The sequence below is a fragment of the Paraburkholderia sp. 32 genome, assembly GCF_050435345.1.
Taxonomy (GTDB): domain Bacteria; phylum Pseudomonadota; class Gammaproteobacteria; order Burkholderiales; family Burkholderiaceae; genus Paraburkholderia; species Paraburkholderia tuberum.
In genome coordinates this window covers 485682-506640 of the sequence record NZ_JBNDKD010000002.1, presented here as the reverse complement: position 1 = coordinate 506640, position 20959 = coordinate 485682, and the positions used below count along the sequence as shown (strand labels likewise).

Annotated in this window: 20 protein-coding genes and 3 pseudogenes; 16 read left to right on the top strand and 7 right to left on the bottom strand. The window is 60.6% G+C overall.

The features are described from left to right. Positions 1-286: 286 nt before the first annotated feature. From OKW26_RS17690 to OKW26_RS17680, 3 genes are read right to left on the bottom strand one after another with little or no spacing between them, the layout of a single operon-like run. Entirely contained in the window at positions 287-3427 is a 3141-nt protein-coding gene (locus OKW26_RS17690; RefSeq protein WP_429354555.1) for an efflux RND transporter permease subunit, read from the bottom strand. Next, entirely contained in the window at positions 3424-4539 is a 1116-nt protein-coding gene (locus OKW26_RS17685; protein WP_429355249.1) for an efflux RND transporter periplasmic adaptor subunit, read from the bottom strand. Before OKW26_RS17685 ends, OKW26_RS17690 begins: the two co-directional genes overlap by 4 nt. A 60-nt stretch (positions 4540-4599) precedes the next feature. Next, entirely contained in the window at positions 4600-4854 is a 255-nt protein-coding gene (locus OKW26_RS17680; RefSeq protein WP_429355248.1) for a DDE-type integrase/transposase/recombinase, read from the bottom strand. Positions 4855-5463: 609 nt separating this feature from the next. On the opposite strand from OKW26_RS17680, the gene OKW26_RS17675 reads away from it, so the two are divergent. Next, positions 5464-5820: a response regulator transcription factor gene (locus OKW26_RS17675; protein WP_429354554.1), complete on the top strand. Its 357-nt coding sequence runs from the start codon at positions 5464-5466 to the stop codon at positions 5818-5820. A 60-nt stretch (positions 5821-5880) separates the two neighbouring features. Here OKW26_RS17675 and OKW26_RS17670 read toward each other — a convergent pair whose 3' ends face one another. Continuing rightward, positions 5881-6552, bottom strand: coding sequence for a response regulator transcription factor (locus tag OKW26_RS17670; RefSeq protein WP_429354553.1), 672 nt, complete (start codon positions 6550-6552; stop codon positions 5881-5883). A 445-nt stretch (positions 6553-6997) separates the two neighbouring features. Here OKW26_RS17670 and OKW26_RS17665 point away from each other — a divergent pair, with 445 nt between their 5' ends. The 4 genes and pseudogenes from OKW26_RS17665 to OKW26_RS17650 form a co-directional block, all read left to right on the top strand. Next, entirely contained in the window at positions 6998-7498 is a 501-nt protein-coding gene (locus tag OKW26_RS17665) for a DUF3331 domain-containing protein (protein WP_429354552.1), read from the top strand. Positions 7499-7617: 119 nt separating this feature from the next. Beyond that, a pseudogene (locus tag OKW26_RS17660) lies at positions 7618-8187 on the top strand (IS6 family transposase); the annotation flags it as partial. Positions 8188-8729: 542 nt separating this feature from the next. Continuing rightward, a complete protein-coding gene (gene ltrA / locus OKW26_RS17655; RefSeq protein WP_429353536.1) occupies positions 8730-10376 on the top strand; it encodes a group II intron reverse transcriptase/maturase in 1647 nt (548 codons plus the stop codon). A gap of 93 nt (positions 10377-10469) precedes the next feature. Continuing rightward, a pseudogene (locus tag OKW26_RS17650) lies at positions 10470-10679 on the top strand (DDE-type integrase/transposase/recombinase); the annotation flags it as partial. 79 nt (positions 10680-10758) lie between these two features. On the opposite strand, the gene OKW26_RS17645 reads toward OKW26_RS17650, so the two are convergent. The 3 genes and pseudogenes from OKW26_RS17645 to OKW26_RS17635 all read right to left on the bottom strand — a co-directional run. Further along, positions 10759-11733, bottom strand: a complete 975-nt coding sequence (locus tag OKW26_RS17645) for an IS5 family transposase (RefSeq protein WP_429354551.1) — start codon at positions 11731-11733, stop codon at positions 10759-10761. 507 nt (positions 11734-12240) lie between these two features. Further along, positions 12241-12369: a hypothetical protein gene (locus OKW26_RS17640; protein ID WP_429354550.1), complete on the bottom strand. Its 129-nt coding sequence runs from the start codon at positions 12367-12369 to the stop codon at positions 12241-12243. A 78-nt stretch (positions 12370-12447) separates the two neighbouring features. Further along, positions 12448-13065, bottom strand: a pseudogene (locus tag OKW26_RS17635) (SOS response-associated peptidase family protein); the annotation flags it as partial. 422 nt (positions 13066-13487) lie between these two features. Between OKW26_RS17635 and OKW26_RS17630 the strand changes: the two are divergent. The 11 genes from OKW26_RS17630 (at position 13488) to OKW26_RS17580 (ending at position 20688) form a co-directional block, all read left to right on the top strand. Then, entirely contained in the window at positions 13488-13688 is a 201-nt protein-coding gene (locus tag OKW26_RS17630) for a hypothetical protein (protein WP_429354549.1), read from the top strand. A gap of 154 nt (positions 13689-13842) precedes the next feature. After that, the gene (locus OKW26_RS17625) at positions 13843-15303 is read left to right on the top strand and encodes an efflux transporter outer membrane subunit (RefSeq protein WP_429354548.1); all 1461 of its coding nucleotides are present in this window, start codon (positions 13843-13845) and stop codon (positions 15301-15303) included. Between the two features lie 77 nt (positions 15304-15380). Next, positions 15381-16010, top strand: coding sequence for a TetR/AcrR family transcriptional regulator (locus OKW26_RS17620; RefSeq protein ID WP_429354547.1), 630 nt, complete (start codon positions 15381-15383; stop codon positions 16008-16010). Between the two features lie 165 nt (positions 16011-16175). Next, the gene (locus OKW26_RS17615; RefSeq protein ID WP_429354546.1) at positions 16176-16472 is read left to right on the top strand and encodes a DUF2471 family protein; all 297 of its coding nucleotides are present in this window, start codon (positions 16176-16178) and stop codon (positions 16470-16472) included. 57 nt (positions 16473-16529) lie between these two features. Beyond that, positions 16530-16652, top strand: coding sequence for a hypothetical protein (locus OKW26_RS17610; RefSeq protein WP_429354545.1), 123 nt, complete (start codon positions 16530-16532; stop codon positions 16650-16652). Positions 16653-16948: 296 nt separating this feature from the next. Beyond that, positions 16949-17392, top strand: coding sequence for a hypothetical protein (locus OKW26_RS17605; protein WP_429354544.1), 444 nt, complete (start codon positions 16949-16951; stop codon positions 17390-17392). 53 nt (positions 17393-17445) lie between these two features. Continuing rightward, positions 17446-17856, top strand: coding sequence for an IS66 family insertion sequence element accessory protein TnpA (tnpA, locus tag OKW26_RS17600; protein ID WP_429354543.1), 411 nt, complete (start codon positions 17446-17448; stop codon positions 17854-17856). After that, positions 17850-18197, top strand: a complete 348-nt coding sequence (gene tnpB, locus OKW26_RS17595; RefSeq protein ID WP_429354542.1) for an IS66 family insertion sequence element accessory protein TnpB — start codon at positions 17850-17852, stop codon at positions 18195-18197. The genes tnpA and tnpB overlap by 7 nt, the downstream gene beginning before the upstream one ends. Before the next feature lie 74 nt (positions 18198-18271). Further along, positions 18272-19786, top strand: a complete 1515-nt coding sequence (gene tnpC / locus OKW26_RS17590) for an IS66 family transposase (RefSeq protein WP_429354541.1) — start codon at positions 18272-18274, stop codon at positions 19784-19786. Between the two features lie 14 nt (positions 19787-19800). After that, a complete protein-coding gene (locus tag OKW26_RS17585; RefSeq protein ID WP_429354540.1) occupies positions 19801-20289 on the top strand; it encodes a hypothetical protein in 489 nt (162 codons plus the stop codon). A gap of 75 nt (positions 20290-20364) precedes the next feature. Beyond that, complete coding sequence (locus tag OKW26_RS17580; RefSeq protein ID WP_429354539.1) at positions 20365-20688, top strand: calcium-binding protein; 324 nt, start codon at positions 20365-20367, stop codon at positions 20686-20688. Positions 20689-20959: the final 271 nt, after the last annotated feature.

The window sequence follows — 20959 nt, the reverse complement described above, 5'->3', positions numbered from 1 at the left end:
CCGCAGGCCGGCCAGTAGACAACCGGCAGTCCCAGGAGATTTCCTTCACATAACAGAATTTTTCCATTCAGCAGGGCTTGACTTTCAATACCTCATAGAAGAAGAGGGATTTCGATTTCATCATCAGGCCTTATGCGAGCACTTCGGGAATGTGACAGCGCCCCAGCGAGGGCCGGAAAGCAACGGCGCAAGCTCGGCCTCACGACTTCACGACCTTCAAATTGCTGATGCGTCGCCGATTTCGCGGCTTGTTCAGCGTAGCCTTACGTGAATTGATGGTGTTTTTTTAACTGCCCGCGTCGAGCGCGTCCTGCAGCGTTTGCTCGGAAGGCTGCACCTGCTCATGCCGGCCTTTACGCATATCACCCGCGGTACCTGGCCGGATCCTGAACCAGATCGAATACATGGCCGGCAGGAAGACCAGGGTCAGGATCGTCCCGGCGAACGTACCGCCGATCAGCGTGTACGCGAGGGTTCCCCAGAACACCGAATGGGTCAGCGGGATGAACGCGAGGATCGCCGCCATGGCCGTCAGGATTACCGGTCTGGCACGCTGCACGGTGGCTTCGACGACCGCATGGAACGGATCCAGCCCCGCCTGCCCGTTCTGGTGAATCTGTCCGATCAGGATCAGCGTGTTGCGCATCAGGATGCCCGATAGCGCGATGAGACCGACCAGCGCATTGATGCCGAACGGCTGCCTGAACAGGATCAACGTCGGCACCACCCCGATCAGGCCCAGCGGGCTGGTCAGGAACACCATCACCATTGCGGAGATCGAACGCACCTGGAAGATGATGATGATGAGCGTAACCGCCAGCATGATCGGGAAGAGCGGCAACATGGCGGTCGTCGCTTTAGCCGATTCCTCGATGGAGCCCGCCTCTTCGATATGGTAGCCGGTCGGCAGCCGGGCGATGATGGGCTGAAGCTGCTTCGTGATCGCCGTCGATACGTCCGGCGGCTGAAGGTTGTCGGCAATGTCGCCCCGTACCGTGATCGTCGGCACGCGGTCCCGCCAGCGCATGACCGGCTCCTCCATGCGCACGTCGACCTTGCCCACCTGCGACAGCGGAATGCGTTGCCCGTTCGCGCCAGCCAGCGTGAAATCGCCGATCCGGGCCGGGTCGAGACGAACATCGCCGGCCGAACGCGCGATGACCTGCACGGTTCGAATATCTTCGCGCACGGCGGTGACCGGTACGCCGCTGAGCAGGAATTGCAGCTGCTGCGCCACGGCGCTGGAGGTCAGCCCCACCGCCTGCAATCGGTCCTGCTGCAACGTGAAATGCAGCGTGGGCGTGCGCGTGCCCCAGTCGGCGTTGACCGTACGCATCATCGGACTGGCCTCCATCCCCTGCTCAACTTCTCCCGCAATACCGCGTAGCTTGTCCGGGTCCGGGCCAGAGATACGGTAGGCGACCGGGTACGGTGAATACGGACCGAACACGAGTTGCGTGACCCGCACACGCGCTTGCGAAGCGAGACCGCCCGCGACTGCCTGACGCAGTCGCTGCTTCAATGCATCGCGCTCATCCTGACTGTCCGTGCGCACCACGATCTTGGCAAACGAGGGATCGGGCAATTCCGGCCCCATGGCCAGGTAAAAGCGCGGCGCACCCTGCCCGATGTAGGCGGTGACGATCCTGGCTTCCTTCTGTTTGGCCAGCCAGGCTTCCACCTTCGCCGTGGCGGCGCTGGTTTGCGAGATGGACGTGCCATAGGGCATCTGCACCTCGACCAGCACTTCGGGACGGTCGGAGATCGGGAAAAACTGTTTTTTGACCACGCCCATGCCGAGGATGGCCAGGACGAAGAGCCCCACGACCGAACCGGCGACCAGCCATTTGCGCGCGATCACGCGCGTGAGCAGCTGACGGAAGCGGTTGTAGCGCGGCGTGTCGTAGATCGCGTCGTGGCCGCCTTCGACCTTTTTGAAGTCGGGCAGCATCTTCACACCCAGGTAGGGCGTGAAGACCACGGCGACGACCCACGATGCGATCAGCGCGATCCCCACGATCCAGAACATGTTGCTGGTGTATTCGCCGGCCGTGGAGCGCGCGAAACCATTGGGCATGAAGCCGACGGCGGTCACCAGCGTGCCCGCCAGCATCGGCGCGGCCGTATGACTCCACGCGTAGGCGGAGGCGGCGATGCGGCCGTAGCCTTCCTCCATCTTTACCACCATCATCTCGATCGCGATGATCGCGTCGTCCACGAGCAGGCCGAGCGCGAGGATCAGCGATCCGAGCGTGATGCGATCGAAGTTCTTGCCGGTCGCGGCCATCACGACGAACACGACCGCCAGCGTCAACGGCACGGCCGCCGCAACCACCAGGCCCGCGCGCCAGCCCATGCTCACGAAGCTCACGAGCATGACCACCAGCAGAGCGACGAAAAACTTCACCATGAACTCGTCGACCGCCGAATGAATGTTGACGGCCTGATCGGTGACTTTGGTCAGGTTCATGCCCAGCGGCAGCCCGGCGTTGATTGCGCCGACCTCGCTGTCCAGCGCCTTGCCGAGATCAAGCCCGTTCCAGCCGTCGCGCATGACGATACCCAGCAGCAGTGCCGGTTCGCCGTTGTTGCGGATCATGAACGTTGCCGGATCTTCATAACCACGCGTAACGGTGGCAATGTCCGACAGCTTCAGCGTGCGGCCCTGCGCGACGACCGGCGTGTCGCGGATCTTCTGCAGGTTGTCAAAGGCACCGTCCAGGCGAATGAACACCTCCGGACCTTTGGTCTCCACGGAGCCGGCGGGCGTCAGGGCGTTCTGCCCATTGAGCGCGGCGAACACGTCCTGCGGGCTCACACCGAGCGTTGCCAGGCGCTCATGGGAGAACTGGACGTAGATGCGCTCGGCCTGCTCGCCGATGATGTTGACCTTCTTCACGCCCGGTACATGTAACAACCGCTGGCGCTGCGTCTCCGCGTCGCGCACCAGCAGGCGCTGCGGTTCGCCCCTGGCCTTGAGCGCAAACAGCGCGAAGGTGACATCCGAGTATTCGTCGTTGACCATCGGCCCGATCACGCCGGACGGCAGGTTGGCTGCTTCGTCGCCGATTTTTTTCCGGGCCTGGTAGAACTGTTCCTGTACTTCCGACGGCGGGGTGCTGTCGAGCAGGGTCAAGGTCGTGAAGGCGAGGCCTGGCCGTGTGTAGGTCTCGGTCCGGTCGTACCAGCGCAGCTCCTGCATGCGCTTTTCGATCTTCTCGGCGACCTGATCGTGCATTTCCTGCTCGGTCGCCCCGGGCCACGCGGTGATGATGGTCATCACCTTGACCGTGAACGCCGGGTCTTCCGCCCGGCCCAGCTTGAAGAACGAAACGAGCCCGGCCAGTGAAATCAGGCAGATCAGGAACAGGGTGATGGAGCGCTCGCGCACGGCGAGCGCCGACAGGTTGAAACGGCCTTCGCTCACGGACGGGCTCCCTCGGCCGTCATGGCGACGGCTTGACTTGTCACCCGGACCTGCTCGCCTTCGCGCAGCAGCTGCGCGCCGAGCGCGACGATCCGGTCGCCTTGCCTGATCTCACCGGCGACACGAGCACTATCGTCGTCCAGATGTTCGACAGTAACCGGCCGCCAGGCAACCTTGGCCGGCGCGCCGTTGATGACCCACACCCCCGGTCCCTTGCCCGCGTCAAACAGCGCGCCGATCGGCACCTGCAAACCGCCTTGCACCGCGGAACGCGCGTCCGGAATCTGGACCGTCACCGTGGCGCCCAGTGGGGCGTCGGCCAGCTCTCCCTGCAGCACATACCGCGCTTCAAAGGTCCGGGTACGCGGATCCGCCGTATCCGAAAGCTGGCGCAGCGTCGCCGGCACGCTCACACCGCCGTTGCCGAACAGCGTGGCCTGGGCGACCGAACCGATGGCGGGGCGCAGGGTTTCGGGTAGCTGGATGACAGCCTCGCGGCGCCCGGCGTGGGCCAGGCGCACCACGGGCTGTCCGGCGCTGACGACCTGGCCCGGTTCGGCCAGCGTTTCCATCACGACGCCATCGCCGTCCGCCACCAGCCCGGCATAGCCCGTCGCGTTGCGCGCAACGTCGGCGTCAGCCTCGGCCGCACTGAGCTGCGCTTTGGCGGCATCGGCCGCCGCCTTGACCTGGTCATAAGCCGATGCCGATATCGCGCCGGTGCCGCGCAGGTCGCGGTAGCGCTCTTCATCCTGCGCGGTCTGCTGCGCCCGTGCCCGCGCGGCGGTGACCGCGTCCTGCCGGGCCTGCGCGGCAAGCCTCAGATCGATCGGATCCAGGCGCATTAGCGGCTGACCACGCTTGACGGTTTGCCCGGCATCCACCAGCCGCTCGAGCACCTTGCCGGAGACGCGAAATCCCAGGTCGCTCTGCACGCGCGCGGCGACGGTTCCGGTAAACGAACGGGAAGCGGGGATCGCCGCCTGAGCGATGGCGGTGCGCACCAGGGGCGCTTCGGTGCGCGGATCGGACGGTGCTTTTGCGCCGCAGGCGGCTAGCGCAAGTGGCAGTGCACAGACGACTGTAGAGGTAGCAAGGCGACGTCGGAGCATGAAAGGGTTGTGTCGCGATAAGGCCGACGAGGCGAAAAATCTGACCATGGTAAGGATTCCTTACGCCATCGGCGAATAGAACTGGGCGGCGACGGTTTGCGCGACTCCGTCGTCCTTCATCTGCCCTTTTCTGATCATGTTCATCACTTCGATGCCTGACAGAATGATGCTGGCGCACCGGAAATTCTTGAAGCCCATCATCGGTTTGATGATGCGCTTGATGGCACGATGGTCCTGTTCGACAATGTTGTTCAGGTTCAACCTTCGCACGGGCATGCTGAGACGAGAATGCGCGTTCGAAAGCAATTTGCGAATTGCTGTCGACGCGTGAACAGCGTGCGACGCATTGCTTCCGACAGACGGGACGTGGGACCTGTCATAACTTCGAAGTAGTCACTCGTTAAGCCGCACCGCCTATGGTTGCCAAGATAGGACGAAAATTGGTATCGAATCCATTCTCCGAATGTTTCGACTTCTGCCAACCGTTGTTTGCCGCAGCTATACGCCGGTATCTCTCGCGCTACCGTAGGGCTGGAGGAGAGGTGCCGCAGGTGCAGGTTTCTTTCCCGGTCGCTACCGACGCAAGGTGGCGTCATGCGGCCCGATGGCATTTCCACGACACGACTGCTTGTTGATCAGCAACGGTGGCGTTTTGGGATTGAGAACAACGCGGCCCGCCCGGCATAGGGCGGCTACAACCTCGAACGAACAGAGGCGGCGTTTTGAGGATGGCGCGCACGCCAAGCCGCAATGTCGTGCCGAGCTTCGGGCTACTCATTCCGGAAGGGATAGCGGAACATACGCCGGTATAATGGACAGGTCGATGCTCGATGGTCTAGTTTGGACAGGGTAAGCTTAGGCAGACAACTCATGCCCTCGCGAAGTCCATCCAGCCAACAGCTGCCGACTCCCGTCATTGGGACGGTGTGGATCATCGACGACGACGAATCGTCGCGCCTCGCAATCGAAAGCCTTGTGCAGTCGATTGGCTATTCGACGCAGGTTTTTTCGCTGGCGGCCGACTACCTGGCGGCGCGCACCTCTCATCTGCGCACCGAGAATGGAGTTCTGATTTCCGACATCCGCATGCCCGGGATGTCAGGCCTGGAGTTGCTCGACCGTCTTGTCGCGCTGGGCGCGGCACCGCCGACAATCTTCGTGAGCGCGTTCCCCAGCGACGGGTTGCGTTTGCGGGTGCAGGCGAGCCCGGCTGTCGCGCTCCTCGACAAACCGGTGGACGCGGTAGCTCTGAAGCGGGAGCTTGCAAATATCCGGATCTGAATGGCGACGCGCAAGGCTGGAGCTGTGTCGACCTCTTCTGTCACGGTCCCCGGATAGCGCTCAGGGGCGCGGACGTCTCTGCTGGGGTCCGATGTCGAGTGCGGCGGCCTTGAACACGAGGTCCGCGAGCGAATGTGCCCCCATCTTCTTCATCAACTGGCCACGATGGATCTTCACGGTGATTTCGCTCACGTTTAGCTGGACGGCAATCTGCTTGTTCAGCAATCCGCTGACGACCAGCGCCAGGATGTCGCGCTCGCGCGGCGTGAGCGACTCATAGGCGGCGCGTAGAACATTTAGGCCAAGTTCCTTTTCGAGGCGCTGCGCATCTTTCGATATCGCCTCGGAGATCGCGTCGAGCAAGTCCTGGTCGCGGAAAGGCTTCGGGAAAAAATGGAACGCGCCGGCTTTCATTGCACGCACCGACATTTCCATGTCCCCGTGACCGGTCATAAAAAGCACCGGCATATGCAATCCCTCGCGTGCCATTACCTGCTGGAAGGCCAGCCCGCTTTCGCCTTTCAGCCTGACATCGAGGATGAGACAGCTAGGACAACCGGGTTTGCGAGAATCGAGGAATTCCCGGACGGAACCGAACGTCTCGACGCAATACCCCACTGATTCCAGCAAGTCACGCAACGCCAGACGCATGGACTCTTCGTCGTCCACAATGAAAACTGTGGAGCCGGGGATTCCGCTCGTGGACGGCGGCGCATGCCTATCGGTAGCCATAACAAGCTCCTTGAAGAGCGCCCGAAGGCTCAGACATTCCGCTTGCCGGAGGGGGACGCGTCGCGGCCGATCCGAGCAATGAGACGCTGAGAAGTATGACACGGCGTAGCCCAAGGTATGAGGTCAATGTCCAAACGCAGCTTTGCAGCCGCTCGCGGGGATCCGTATGCTGGAATCGACGTCTGGAAGTGTCGCACGAGTGGTTGAGCATAAAAACCGGACTGGCTTGCAACATATGGAGAGAAATATGTCGTTCGCATCGCAAGAGTGCTTCAGACCATATCTCTATGCCCGTGGCCAGGCGCGGCCCGCACGGCCCGGCCTGGCGCGCGCAATGGCGCGCAGCAGACGATGCAGAACAACCTTTGCGCCTGGCCGATGCATGCTTGGCATCACAAAGGCCGCGGCCAGCCGCTGTTACCGCCTGACGAGACGAGGACTGTGAATGATGGATAAGTCGCCAGCACGCCCGTCGCAGAAGAGAACGCGCGCGCTGCGCTTCGCCGCGTCCCAAAGTCCAGAAGCAATGCTAAACCGATCGCTTTCAAGGAGTTTCGACATGCTCGCAAACGCAAACGTGATGGATCCGTGGGGGCAGACCATCTGTCTGCTGGGGACGCCATCGCGCCTGTTGGCCGCTGTGGAAGGGGCCGATCAGCGCCGTCAGAAGGCGCACTGTGCCGACGGATGCTCTACCGCCGCGGTGACGCTGATGGACCGGCCGACGCCGTCGACGGCCACGATTGCCTGGCGCGATGCGACGCGCGGCTGTTTCGGCGACCAGATCTGGCGCATGGCGCGCGCGCGCATACCAGGCTTCTGCGCGATGAGCGGGCAAGCGATCAATCCCGGCGACGCCGTCTACAAGCCGACCTCACGCCCAACACCCATCAATGCGGAAGCGATGATCCTAGCCTGCGTGCTGCACGACGCGGCGACTCTCTGAACCGCGCACATCGTTTTGTGCCGCAGCGAACGATGCCTGCTGGAATGTGGGCAGCGCGGTTCTGTTGCAATAGCGGAGACTGGTATGCTGCGGGACCTTACAGAATGATGTGAACGACAATGAAAGCGCTGAGTACGGCGGTAGCCAAAGTGCTGAAGCGGTTGCACTATCCGCTCGAGATAATGTTGGTGTGCGTGCGTTGGTATGTGGCCTACCCGCTGAGCTTGCGCAATCTCGAGGAGATGATGGCCGAACCCGGGATCGCAGTCGATCATTCGACCGTGCACCGGTGGGCCATCAAGCTTCTGCCGGTGCTTAAAAAGGCGTTCCGCCGCTGCAAGCGCCCGGTCGGCAAGAGCTGGCGGATGGACGAAACCTATGTGAAGGTCCGGGGCACATGGAAGTATCTCTACCGCGCCGTCGACAAGGGCAACACGGTTGACTTCCTGCTGCGAGCCAGGCGGGACAAGGAAGCCGCCCGACGGTACTTCGAGAAGGCCATCGATCAGAATGGCGCGCCCGAAACCGTAACCATCGACAAGAGTGGTGCCAACCTGGCCGGACTGCACGCGATCAACGCAGAGCGCGAAACGCCCATCAAGATCCGCCAGGCCAAGTATCTCAACAATATCGTGGAAGTGCGACACGAAGTCGCTTACAGAAGTTGTTCACCCTTCTCGCCGTATAGAAGGAGTGAACCACCGGTGTCACCCGGTGAATCTAGGAGCCTGAATCAAGAGCGGCTCTGACAACGTAACGAAACGCTGCAAGGCGTGGGGTATCAATCGCGAGAGGCGTACCCTTCTGGCAGCCATAAGCCGGATGAGTGCCAGATAGTCGGTATGGTGAAAACATTTGAATCTGCAATAGGGTCGTTATGTTGAACGAGCGGAAATGGCTATCGCGCTCGAACCAAAACGGTACCGGAGGTGGGAACAGCGTCTTTCTATTACGCTTTCGTGATCCATATACCTCCCGGCCCAGAGCCGGCACCTAACCCGACGTACTTCCATAAGCGGAACGTGGGAACCCCGTATCGCTCCCTTCGGGGACAGCAGGCTGCGAGGTCTGCTCATGGCGGTGCGGGCACAGGATCGGGGAAAAAGCGAATGCCCGGCTGTAATGGACGGGATACGGGTTGCAACATCACCCGACGCGAAAGCGGGCAGACTTCCTCGTGGTCTCTCTTCACCAGAGAGCTTGCAGAACCATCTATACGGAAGGAAAGCAAATGAGTGCAGCAACACGGGCGCGTGCACCTTCTGGCGTGGCGTGGGACGGCATCAATTGGGCCGATGTTCAACGTCAGGTAAGAAGGCTGCAGTCGCGTATGGTGAAGGCTGTGCAGGCCGGTCGCCATAACAGGGTGAAAGCCCTGCAATGGCTGCTGACCCACTCGTTTAGCGGCCGTGCATTAGCCGTGAAACGGGTGACTGAAAACAAAGGCAGGAACACCCCCGGTGTGGACAAGGTAACGTGGAACACACCGGCGGCAAAGGCCAACGCGATTGCGTCGTTGAAGAGGCGGGGTTATTCGCCCCTTCCGCTTCGGAGGGTTTTTATTCTGAAGAAAAACGGCAAGACGAGGCCGCTCGGCATCCCCGTGATGAAATGTCGCGCCATGCAGGCGTTACATCTGCTGGCGCTGGAACCTGTTGCGGAAACCACCGCCGATCTGAACTCTTACGGGTTCCGGCCGGAACGCTCAACTGCTGACGCGGGAGGACAATGCTTCATCTCTCTGGCGAAAAAGGCGAGTGCGGAGTGGGTGCTGGAGGCCGACATCCAGGGCTGTTTCGACAAAATTTCCCACGACTGGATGCTCGCCAATATCCCTACGGACAAGGTGATCCTAAAGAAGTGGCTCAAAGCGGGCTACGTGTATCAAAACGAACTCTTCCCCACTGACGCCGGCACCCCGCAAGGGGGAATCATCTCACCGGTGGCAGCCAACATGACGCTTGATGGCCTCGAAGCGATGCTCGCGGAGAGATTCCCGCGAGCCCGGCAGAGAGGACTGAAAGTGAACATGGTGCGTTACGCGGACGATTTCGTTATCACCGGCCATTCGAAAGAGTGGCTGGAACATGAGGTCAGGCCGGCAGTAGCTGAATTTCTGGCGGAACGCGGGCTGGTCTTATCGCCAGAAAAGACCAGGATAACGCATATCAAGGACGGGTTTGATTTCCTCGGATGGAACATTCGCAAGTACAACGGCAAGCTCTTGATGAAACCGTCGAAAGCGAACGTCAAAGCACATCTTGACAAAGTCCGTGAAATCATCAAGGCCAACAGGACGGCTAAACAGGCGAACCTGATAAGGCTGCTCAATCCTGTCTTACGAGGATGGGCGAATTACCACAGCCATGTAGTCGCCAAGAAAGCCTTCAATCGGGTTGATCACGAGGTCTGGTCAATGCTATGGCGATGGGCGGCAAGACGGCACCCTAAAAAAGGCGCCCGATGGATAAAAATCAAATACTTCAAGGCCAAGGGTCTCCGGGACTGGGTCTTTGCCGCCACAGAAAAAGAAGAGGATGGCACAACGAGAGAGGTCACCTTGCTGAAGGCATCGGACACGCCAATAAAACGGCATGTCAAGATCAAGGCGGGTGCCAATCCGCACGACCCGCAATGGGCGCGGTACTTCGAATCCCGATGGGGCCAGAAGATGCTGAACTCCGCGCGAGGTCGCCGCAAGATGTACCGTGTCTGGTCAAGGCAAGACGGCATATGTCCCCACTGTCAGCAGCCCCTCACAATGAACATCCGCTGGGATGTCATGCACATTGTGAAGCGAACTGACGGCGGGACGGATGCAGCAAGCAACCTCCAGGTGCACCATCCCAATTGCCGTAGAACTCCGCAATACGCCTGAAAAAGCAGTTGCACCACCGGGTATTGACAGATGCCTTTGTAGAGGCTTGAGCCGTATGCTCCTAAAGGCGCACGTACGGTTCTTAGGGGGCCGTACCGCAGCAATGCGGTACGGCTACCCGACCAAGACCATCGGGCGATCAAGCGCCGTACCCGACCCATGTTGGGATTCAAGGATTTTCGTTGTGCCCGCATCTTGTTGAGCGGCATTGAACTCATGCATATGATCGCCAAGGGGCAGATGAAAGACGCAGGCAAACTCAAACCATCGGCCGACCGGCAATTCTACTCGCTGGCGATGTAAGCAATCCTCATCATATCGCTATCGTTCGCCCAAATCGCCTTACCGCGACGGAACCGGCTTTTCGCCCACGTTTCGCCCATTACGGGCGCATCTGTGGCGTAAATCGGTCTCGCGACAGGTAAAGATTCGCCAGCGCGAGCGAGACGAAGGCGCGATTGGCGTTCTTCGCCAGGCCGCGATAGCGCGCCTTTGTGAAACCCCACAACCGCTTGACCACGGCGAACACATGTTCGACGCGGGCGCGAATCTTCGACTTGTTGCGGTTCTTGCGGCGCGCCACCTCATCGACGCGGCCTTTGTGCCGCGTGCGTTTGTTCGTGAAGTCGCGGGCATTCGGGGCCTTGCCATGGATCAGCGCTTTCTGGCTTGCATACGCGCTGTCGCCATAAACTCGCTGCTCCTGCCCATGCAGAAGCTGTGGCAGCGGGTGTTTGTCGTGCACGTTGGCTGCCGTGACGACCGCGCTATGCGCCTGTCCGCTCTGGCTATCCACGCCGATGTGCAACTTCATGCCGAAATGCGACTGCTGGCCCTTGCGCGTCTGATGCATTTCGGGGTCCCGTGCTTTCTCCTTGTTCTTTGTCGAAGAAGGCGCGCCGATCAGCGTGGCATTCACAATCGTGCCGCTCTTGAGCTTTGCTCCGCGTGCCTGCAATACCCGGCCCACCTCGGCGAAGATCCGCTCGCCCAGCTTGTGCTCTTCCAGCAGGTGCCGGAACTTGAGCAGCGTCGTCGCGTCTGGAACCGTCTCACTGCCCGGGTCAATGCCCACAAAACGGCGCAGGCTGAGGCTGTCGTATAGCGCCTCTTCGCACGCAAGGTCGGCAAGGTTGAACCAATGCTGCACAAAATGAATCCGCAACATGCGCTCCAGCGAGATCGGCGGCCGACCGTTGCCGCGTTTCGGGTAATACGGCTCGACGATCACGCACAGTTCCGCCCACGGCACGAGCCTGTTCATTTCATCGAGAAACGCCTCGCGTCGCGTAGGTTTGCGCCGCGCTCCGAATCCCGAGCATTGATCGACCGCCATCGCCAGTGTCAGTTGCTTCATCGTTTTTGCTTTTACCGTTGCATGTCCACGCTATAACGCATGACAGCCATGAGTGGTGGACTTGATCAGCATTGCCTTAACTTAAACACGATTTTCTCTTGAATGATGCGGGAGACAAGACACGTAGCGGGAGCCGGGAGCAACGCGAGTGGTTGCGACAGCAGAGACCATCGAAAGCGCTCTGGTATTCCCTTGCTGCGGTGACTGGGCGGTTGGGGCCGTCGCATTGGAAGTCGGTGGGCTGGCGCCGGTCGCGGACGGTAACGCGGTCGAAACGAGGGATTCCGGGCGGTCGTGGTTGTCATCGGCAAATGCGGACGTGGCGCCCGTTGCAGCAATACGCGCAGCGGCAATAGCTTGGGGCTGCATATGTTCCTCCTGAGCGGGGCGAAATCGATAAGATTTGATTCCGAACGGTGACCATGCTGGAGAATGAAATCTGGACGAGCGGTGACGCAGAAATTACTTTTGAGCCATCTAAACGAACGTGAACCGCCCCGGGGCGGTTCAGAGTTCCAGGATTTTCGTGTTGTTGGAGCCGAAATAACCGACCTCACCGTTTTTGAGGTTTTGCTCAAGCTTCTGCCAATAGTAGAAAATATCCATGCGGTGCCTGCGTACTGAATCCTGGTTCATTGCGTCACTCAATTGACCTCGCCATGTTACTAAAAACCGCTGTCATCAAACAAAAAAGTGATGAACGAATACGCATTGCTATGCCGCCAAACGATGCTCATAGTACGGCCTCTGTCCCTGTCATCAAGTATCGCCAAATCCGACGCATCCGATTGAGCCAAGCATCAATGTTCGCAGGCTTTATGGAAACAATGCACCGGTCCTCGTGACCCGCCGCGGCTACCTCGGGCGGCGGTTCGTCCTCAACCGCCGCCAATGACAGCAAATCCGGTTCGCCAGGCGCGGACCAGCGCGACCACAAGCAAGCTACCAGCATATCGTGTGAAGGGTTCGGCATAAATTCCAGTACAACATTCTCATCCTTCTCACCCGGCGCAAGCTCGCGGCCTTCTATCGTGGGTCGACTAAGGTTCTCATAAAACTCGTTGACTATAAGAATGCCGTGAGAGTAACCGCCTTGCTATAAACGCGATGATATTGGAAGCGTTCCGGCAGGCCGAGCCGGACGCACAACCCGACGCGGAGAACTTGACGTTCGCTCGCGTCGTGAAGCGATTGTGGTTCGCAAGCCTGCGAGAACACTCATCAAGCTTGCCAAGTCCACTCGATTTTGTCGGTCGCGATGCGTTTGCTCCCAGTAGCGCCTCTTGTGGCCCTGCTTTGCAGGGACCGCTCGGCATCGGCCAGGCGGAGGCGTGCTTGTTCAGGTCTGCTCGGTGCATGGCTCGCAAGCGAGATTAGGCCAAACATCATAAATGGGCGGTGGTCGCGTCATTCGTGGTGACGGCCGTATGGATTCTCATCACAAACAAGCTCGACGACGCTGATGCGATCCCCACGACGCATCCAATTGGCGTCCGTGGGACCACGGTGCTGGCGTTCTCCGTTGTGGAAATAGGCGACAAGACACGAATCGTTACTCGGCGAACCGTATCCTGCCGGCGATTTTACGAGATATACGCGGGTATAAGTTCTCGATGCCAAGCACTATCAACGCGATACGTTGGAAGAATGGATTTTCCAACCCCCCGCGCGTACCGTTATTTCATGTCGGACGCGTTCCCGCTGCGCGCTCGCGACGCAGGGCTAGCACATCTGCTCAGCCGCGGGAGAACGACATGTTCAATTCGACTATGTACCGGCATGCGGGGGCACAGGAGATTGCCATGTTCATCTATTCGATACGTTATCGCGATATTTGCGGCCGCTGGTCGGTTGCCTTCGTACAGGCCGCTTCACAGTCCGACGCTGAGGCGATTGCAACCCGCCGTTATGGCGCTTTCCATTCCGCCAGCCGAGTCGGCTCACAGCAAGCATGACTAAGGCAGCGCAGATGCTGGACTTGAATCAGCTTCGGGGAGCATCAATGGAAGCTTTGAAGACAAAGGGAATTGAACTTCCACGCGTCGGATTTGGCACATTCCGCATGCCACGTGATGGCTGCCCGCCACCTGGAACCTTGCGAAGACGCTCATGCTACCCAAACCCATCCTTGCCGCGGTCATTGTCGCCAGCCTTTCGGCAGGCTGCGCTGTAGGCCCCGATTATGTCCGGCCCAATGTCGCCATGCCCGAGCAGTTCCAGGGCCAAGCCGCGGTGGATCACCGGCACGCCGCGGCCAGCGCCGACCTTGTCAACTGGTGGACGGGTTTCGGTGATCCGCAACTCACACGGTTCGTCACGCTCGCGCTGGAACAGAACCTGGACCTCGCGCAGGCCGCCGCTCGCGTCTCGCAGGCGCGCGCGGGACTTGGCGCGGCGAATGCCGCGCTGCTGCCGTCCGGCAATGTCAGCGGCCAGGCGGCGCGAGTCTACCAGTCGGTTGAAACGCCCTTGGGGCGAGTCCTGAATTCGACGCCCGGTTTCGATCGCTACGGCAATGATTACGAGGCCGATTTCAACGCGAGCTGGGAACTGGACGTGTTCGGAGGCCTGCGCCGCGGGCGGGAAGCGGCACTTGCCGAATACCAGGCTTCGGAAGCCGGTGCGGTGGCCACGCGCCTGGCAGTGGCGGCGCAGACTGCCGATATTTACATCACGATTCGTGGATTGCAGGCCCGTCTGAAGGTTGCCCGGCGGCAGGTGCAGACGCAGCAGGATCTGCTCTCGACCATCAACCTCCTGTATGGCAAAGGGTTGGCGGCCGACCTTCAGGTGAGCCAGGCTGAAGGTGCGCTGGCTCAGGTTCGGGCATCCGTGCCAGTGCTCGAGACGGGTCTCGACGCGGCCATGAACGCGCTGGATGTGATGCTGGGCTCACAGCCCGGCACGCATCGGGCCGAGCTGGCCGAAGCTGGCGACATCCCGGCCGCCCCGCAGATCGCGGCCACGGGAACACCGGGAGAGCTGCTCAGGCGCCGGCCCGACCTGATCGTGGCGGAGCGTCGCCTTGCTGCATCGAACGCGCGCATCGGCGTGGCCATCGCCGAGTATTACCCAAAGGTGTCGCTCAGTGGATTGATCGGCAGCGCCACCTCGGTGGCCAGCGGCAACCTGTTCAGTAGCGGCGCCAGTCAGGCCGCTGGCGTGCTGGGGCTGCGCTGGCGTCTGTTTGATTTCGGCCGCATCAATGCGCAGATCGGGCAGGCCAGGGGCCAGGAGGCCGAGATGCTCGCCGCGTATCGGCTGGCAGCACTGCACGCGACCGAGGATGTCGAGAATTCTTTCTCGGCACTCGTCAAGCGCGAGGAGCAGGCCGCGGTGCTCACCCAGGGAGTGGACTCGCTTGGACGTGCGCGAACGGCCTCGTTCGCCGCCTATCAAAAAGGTGTCGTCAGCCTGATCGAAGTCCTGCAGGCCGACGACAACCTGCTGCGCGCCTCCGATGAGCGGGTGCAGGCGCAAACGGAATCGGCACGCGCAGCCGTTGCTGCCTTCAAGGCGCTCGGTGGCGGATGGCAACCTCGCGAATCCGAAGCGGTCGCCATCAAATAGCAACCCTACGCAACCCAACGATTTGCCAGGAGCGTGGATTCTGGCCATCGTTCTTTGCCAGACGAGCGCTTTGCCGCATGCCACACAAACGAATGACGCGAGCAGAAAGCCGCGGGCGAACCCGGCGGCGCCTGCTCGACGCAGCAGCGTCGAGCATCGCCGAAAAAGGGTTTGCTGCGACTAGCGTGGAGGATATCGCAGCCCAGGCCGGCTATACCCGCGGCGCGTTTTACTCGAACTTCAGCAGCAAGAGCGATCTATTCATCGAACTGCTCCGTCTCGATCACCAGAACATGCAAGAAAACTTGCAGAAGCTGCGAGACGCCGCACCGTCCAGCGAAAACCTGCAAGAACAGCTCACCTTGTTATACGCGCAGTGCTATCGCGACGATAACAACTACATCGTCTGGGCTGAGGCACGTTTGCATGCCATGCGTGACGCGAAATTCCGGCAACATGTGAATGCCCTATGCCTGCAAAAGCGCGACATGATCGCGTACTTCATTGAGCAGTTATGCAAGCGCCTCAACATACAGTTGCCGGGCCCTTTCGCCGACCGCGCGCTCGCCGTTATCGCATTGATCGACGGCATCCTCTACTTCAACATGACGATGCCCAATGATCTGTCGAACGCTTCGGCCGAAGCGATTTTGAGCAACGTTTTTACAAAGATGTTCTGCAATGCACCAGTCCTGACTGAAACATAGTTTGATCTTGGGCCTCCTCCACAGATACCCGGTCAAGCGATTCAATCCATCAGTTGCTATCAGCCAAGTCTCCTGGTTGTCGCGCGCGCGGACGTGTCGCACATGCTTGGCGAGCTACCGACGGCGAGCCGCAATTTTCACTGAATTCAACGAGGAGTACTGTCGATGCCGAACTACAACGTCCTGTTTGATGCTCAGGCCGCCACCGAAGAAGTTGTGCCGCGCGTGGTTACACGGCACCGCTCGAAGGGCGTGCTGACCTGGAAGCTGCTTCATCAGATCGAGGAGGTACTGGCAGAAGTGTCGTCTCGCGGGCAATTCAGCGAGCGGCTTCTGCAGATGATCTGCGCCCCGGCAATCCTTCAATATCCGAATGACGAGCGCCCCGCCTCGTTCGAAGGCCATGACTTTGTGCCTATCGTCTTCGGCTCGCTGGAAACTGCGTGGCGGCAGGCTCACTAGACCGCAACGATCACGAAGGCGAGCGCGCTCGCGAATGGGTTGGCCCTGAGCGGTGGCGTGTCGCTGATCACGCGCGTGATGGGTTCAGACGCCAGCAAACCCCTTATCGCCGCTGCATACGGCGCCAAGCTCGCCAATACCGGCGACGTCAACAGCCTTGTCATCCTCAGCTGCCAGTGACGCACACCGCACCCGGCGCCGTGCCAAAAAGCCGTGACTGTCGGTAACTCTGCACTTGCGCAGGTGTCGTCTCTTCGCCCGTGACAGCGGCGACGCGACGCGCCGGTCTAACGACTGCTTTCCGACTGCGACAAGGCACACGCATCCAAGGATGGCTGCGTGGCCAGCCCGAATGCTTCGAAGACGATAGCCACCGCTCTGCGGCCGGGCTGTACCGACGTAATCATCTGCTGCCTGCCGCAGGCGGCCAGGAATCTGTCTTGCTCATCTCCCGAAGGGATCCACGGGAGAACGCCATGTGTTACGGAGAACCTGATGAGTTGCTTGAACTTGTGATCGGGAAGCGCGATCTTCCAAAAAACGATCTCGGTCACACGCCATTAGACGACTTCGAGCACTTTTGTGCCTATACCGGCTGTACTGAGCAGCAGCTCGGCCCGCGAGCCTTCGCGTTCGCGAGACTGGCATACGTAACCGCAGGATTGAGCCCCCGGGAGTACAAGCGCGCCGCGCTCGGCGCCGAACTTAAAGAGGCCTGCGCAAACATAGCCATGCTTCTTCGCGACCGCCCGCCCGGGAGCACTGCCGACATTACCGAGGACAGCGTGCTGTACTGGGACGGCGGTCGGTTGAATGGTGCGCACCTATCTGCCGAGGAACTGGGGGCCGTCGTGGATCCTTTCGAACTCGAGGACGTTTTGCCGGAACTCCAAGGTATCCGTCAGCGCATCCCGTCTTGAACGCACGTACGCGCGGTGCGAAGAGGTAGCCATCGTAACGACGGAGCAATGCGATGGAGAACACCACGGGAGAAACTGTATCGACGGGCACGCGGCGGCCTCGGCAGGGTGAGGCGTTCTGGCGAGAGATGGTCATGGCATGGAAAGGAAGCGGACTTGGCGAGCGTCACTTCTGCCGTGAGCAGGGACTTGCCGTCAGTACGTTCGATCTGTGGCGCAAGAAACTGTCGAACCTGGAGGATGAAACCGAGCGTCCGCTGGCGGTCACCCCTGACGCGGCGTTCGTCGTAGCCCATGCGGGCATCGGGGCGCCGCCAGCGGTGCCATCACCGACAGTGGACACGTCGTCTACGCGTGATCGGGTGACGCTGTCCCTCGCCGGCGTTCGCATCGAACTGACGGGCGCGCACGCCGAGCGCATCGTGCGCTTCGTGCTCGGGCAGCTTGGAGGTGCGCGTTGCTGATCGCCGCCGACGTTCGTGCCTACATCTGCCGTGATCCGGTCGACATGCGCAAGTCGATCGACACACTGTCGTATCTGGTCGAACCGCTTCTGGCCCAGAAGCCGGCCTCTGGCAATTTGTTCGTGTTCGTTGGTCGGGACCGCACGAAGGTCAAGTGCTTATATTGGGATCGCACCGGTTTCGCGCTCTGGTACAAGCGGCTTGAACACGGACATTTTCCATCACCGTCGTCACTCGCCCAACGTGGCTTCACGCTCGCTGAACTCAACGCCTGGCTCGAAGGCATCGAGATCCCGGCGCGCGAGCCGCATCGTGCCGTCGCAGTGACGCGCGTGAGCTGACTTTGCTCTCGCCTGCGTAGATACGACGCTGCGGCATCTTGTAAACGTCGCGCGAGTTGGGCATCATGATAGCCATGCCGCCCACCGCCATCACTGTCGCGGATTTGCCGGTCGAGCCCGATGCGCTGCAAGCCTTCGCGCTCGAACAGAACAGGCTGGCATGCGTGCTGTGGGAGCAGCTGGAAATCCTGCAGCACCAGATTGCCCAGGCGAACCGCGCGCGCTTCGGGGTCAGCTCCGAGCGGCTGGCGGCCCAGGCGGAACTATTCGATGCCGCTACGGAGTTACCGGTTCCGCCCGAGCCGGACGAGGTTCCGGTTGCGGGCCACACCCGCAAGGGACGTCCTGCCCTGCCGAAGGACCTGCCGCGCACGCGCATTGAATACGATCTGAGCGACGAACAGAAGGCGGCATTCGATTCACTCGAATGCATCGGCGAAGAGCGCAGCGAGACGCTGCACTACGAGCCATCCAGGCTCACCGTCATTGAGCATATCCGCTTCAGATACGCGGCGAAGAAGGATGGTGAGTCGACCATCGTGACGGCGAGCGCCCAGCCTTCACCGCTGCCGAAGAGCAATGCGAGCGCGAGCCTGCTGGCTAACATCCTGGTCAATACCTACGTCGATCATCTTCCCTTGAATCGCCAGGAGACGCGCTACGCGCGCCGTGGTGTGTACCTGCCCCGGGCAACGCTGTGTGAATGGAAGCTGGCGGCAGCCGAGCTGCTCGAAGTGCTGCTGCCGCCGCTACGGGCTCACCAGTTGCAGGCCCCGCGCATGCACGTGGACGACACAACGCTGCCGTTACTCGAGAAGGGTCGCACGGCGACGCGCACCGCACGATTATGGGGATACCTGGGCGCGGGGCAGCGCGAGGAGAACGGTGTCTGGGTTGACCACCCGCCGGCGGTCGTGTTCGAATTCGCTGAGTCGCGCTCCGGTTCGCATCCGCTGCGCTACCTGCAAAAGTACAAAGGCTATCTGCAGGCGGACGCATACAGTGGACATGGCGCACTCTACGAAACCGGAGATATCGTCGAGGTTGGATGTTGGGCCCATTGCCGCCGACGCTTCTTCGAAATCGCGAAGGCGCAAAGCAAACCGGGACTTGCGGCGCAGGCGCTGCAGTGGATCACGCAGTTGTATGCGATCGAGTCGCGGATCAAGGACCAGACGCCTGAGCTCAAATATGCGGCGCGGCAAACTGAGGCACTGCCGCTACTCGTGCTGTTCCGGCAATGGCTGGAAGGCAACGTCATCGGCTTGCCGGCTCAGGCGCCGCTTGCAAAGGCCTTCGGCTATGCGTTACGTCACTGGCCGGCGCTCGTTCGCTACACTGAGAGCGGTATCCTGCTGCCGGACAACAACGCCCTCGAGCGGCAAATCAGACCCATTGCCCTCGGAAGGGCGAACTGGCTCTTCGCGGGCTCCCCGCGCGGCGCCCGCGCGAGCGCCACGATGTATTCGTTGCTCGGCACGGCTCGCCTGAACGGTTTCGAGCCGTACGCGTGGCTCAAGGACACGCTCGAGAAGCTGCCATCGTATCCTGTCAATCGCGTGCACGAACTGTTGCCGCTCGCCCGTTAAACGCCATCACATTCATGGACATTCTCGACTCACTTCGGCAGGCGCCCAGCGCCGAACTCTATCGCCTTTATCTCGCCGTCGGAAAAATGCTCGACGATCCCCGACGCATCCTGGAAGTACGGCAGCGCCTGCACCTCGGCATGGCTATCAGTTATATCGCAGACAACCCCCTGGCCCCTCCATTGCAGGGAACCGTCGTTGAGCTTCGGCAAACACAGGCGGTCGTTCAGGACAATGCGAGCCGGCGCCGCTGGGCGCTACCGTACGCGGCGATCATTCCCGATAGCGCAGCCCCGATTCATCCTGAACCGGTACCGCCACCGCGCGCACAACGCGATGAGTTCCTCGTCGGCGACACCGTCGGTTTCACCGACAAACACCTGAGCGAGCGTGTCGGCACCATCGTCAGACTCAACTCGAAAACGGCCTCGATTGCCGTGACAGATTCCGAGGGTCACTGGCGCGTTTCCTACGGTCTGCTGCGGCGTATCGTCGATCTATAGCCCTATCAACTCTGGTCGGAAGACAACATCATCGCCAAGCCCAAGATCGACGCAAAACGTGAACATCGCATTGAGATGGAAGTGGTGGTCGACGCCTATACCGAGGAAGAGCGGGCGATGTCGTGGTACTGCTATCTGGAAGAGCAGCTCTCGTTTCCATTCGAGGCCGGCATTCGCCAGGCAATGGCCTCTTCACCACTGCACCCGGGTGAACACGTCTCGGTCACCGGACTCGCTCATGAAGACCTATGTCGGGTTGGCATCTTCGTCGGGGCCCGGTGGGGCCAACGTGACGTGGTGGCACCCCTGGCTAAGATCGTCCCGGTGAACAGCGATAAACCGACACGACTCGCCGTCGCTGACTGGCACTACTGGCACGATCAAGGTTACGCATTCTGACATCCAGAGAGCCGTCGCACTGTCGCAGCGGGATCTCGCTCACCTCGTCCTGATCTCTCGCGGCGTTGTTGGTCTCGTACTAAATTCCAACTTCTGACGGGTTATGCTGACGGATACGTGGAATCCTTTCTCTTTGCCGTGGAATCACGATTCACTTTGCAGTGGAATGGCTGTTCTCTTTGCGTGGAATACGCAGTCACAGATTGAAAGCTTGGCAAACCGGGGGCGTCCATGCATGTGCGTGGGGTGCTCAGTAATGGGCATCCCTACC

Bases quoted from the DNA above. Each gene is read 5' to 3' on its own strand.
- OKW26_RS17665 (WP_429354552.1), top strand. From the start codon at position 6,998: ATGATGGATAAGTCGCCAGCACGCCCGTCGCAGAAGAGAACGCGCGCG.
- tnpA (WP_429354543.1), top strand. From the start codon at position 17,446: ATGGAGAACACCACGGGAGAAACTGTATCGACGGGCACGCGGCGGCCT.
- OKW26_RS17645 (WP_429354551.1), bottom strand. From the start codon at position 11,733: ATGAAGCAACTGACACTGGCGATGGCGGTCGATCAATGCTCGGGATTC.
- ltrA (WP_429353536.1), top strand. From the start codon at position 8,730: ATGAGTGCAGCAACACGGGCGCGTGCACCTTCTGGCGTGGCGTGGGAC.
- OKW26_RS17605 (WP_429354544.1), top strand. From the start codon at position 16,949: ATGTGTTACGGAGAACCTGATGAGTTGCTTGAACTTGTGATCGGGAAG.
- OKW26_RS17670 (WP_429354553.1), bottom strand. From the start codon at position 6,552: ATGGCTACCGATAGGCATGCGCCGCCGTCCACGAGCGGAATCCCCGGC.
- OKW26_RS17580 (WP_429354539.1), top strand. From the start codon at position 20,365: ATGGAAGTGGTGGTCGACGCCTATACCGAGGAAGAGCGGGCGATGTCG.
- OKW26_RS17625 (WP_429354548.1), top strand. From the start codon at position 13,843: ATGCTACCCAAACCCATCCTTGCCGCGGTCATTGTCGCCAGCCTTTCG.
- OKW26_RS17640 (WP_429354550.1), bottom strand. From the start codon at position 12,369: ATGAACCAGGATTCAGTACGCAGGCACCGCATGGATATTTTCTACTAT.
- OKW26_RS17630 (WP_429354549.1), top strand. From the start codon at position 13,488: ATGTTCAATTCGACTATGTACCGGCATGCGGGGGCACAGGAGATTGCC.
- OKW26_RS17615 (WP_429354546.1), top strand. From the start codon at position 16,176: ATGCCGAACTACAACGTCCTGTTTGATGCTCAGGCCGCCACCGAAGAA.
- OKW26_RS17685 (WP_429355249.1), bottom strand. From the start codon at position 4,539: ATGCTCCGACGTCGCCTTGCTACCTCTACAGTCGTCTGTGCACTGCCA.
- OKW26_RS17620 (WP_429354547.1), top strand. From the start codon at position 15,381: ATGCCACACAAACGAATGACGCGAGCAGAAAGCCGCGGGCGAACCCGG.
- OKW26_RS17585 (WP_429354540.1), top strand. From the start codon at position 19,801: ATGGACATTCTCGACTCACTTCGGCAGGCGCCCAGCGCCGAACTCTAT.
- tnpC (WP_429354541.1), top strand. From the start codon at position 18,272: ATGCCGCCCACCGCCATCACTGTCGCGGATTTGCCGGTCGAGCCCGAT.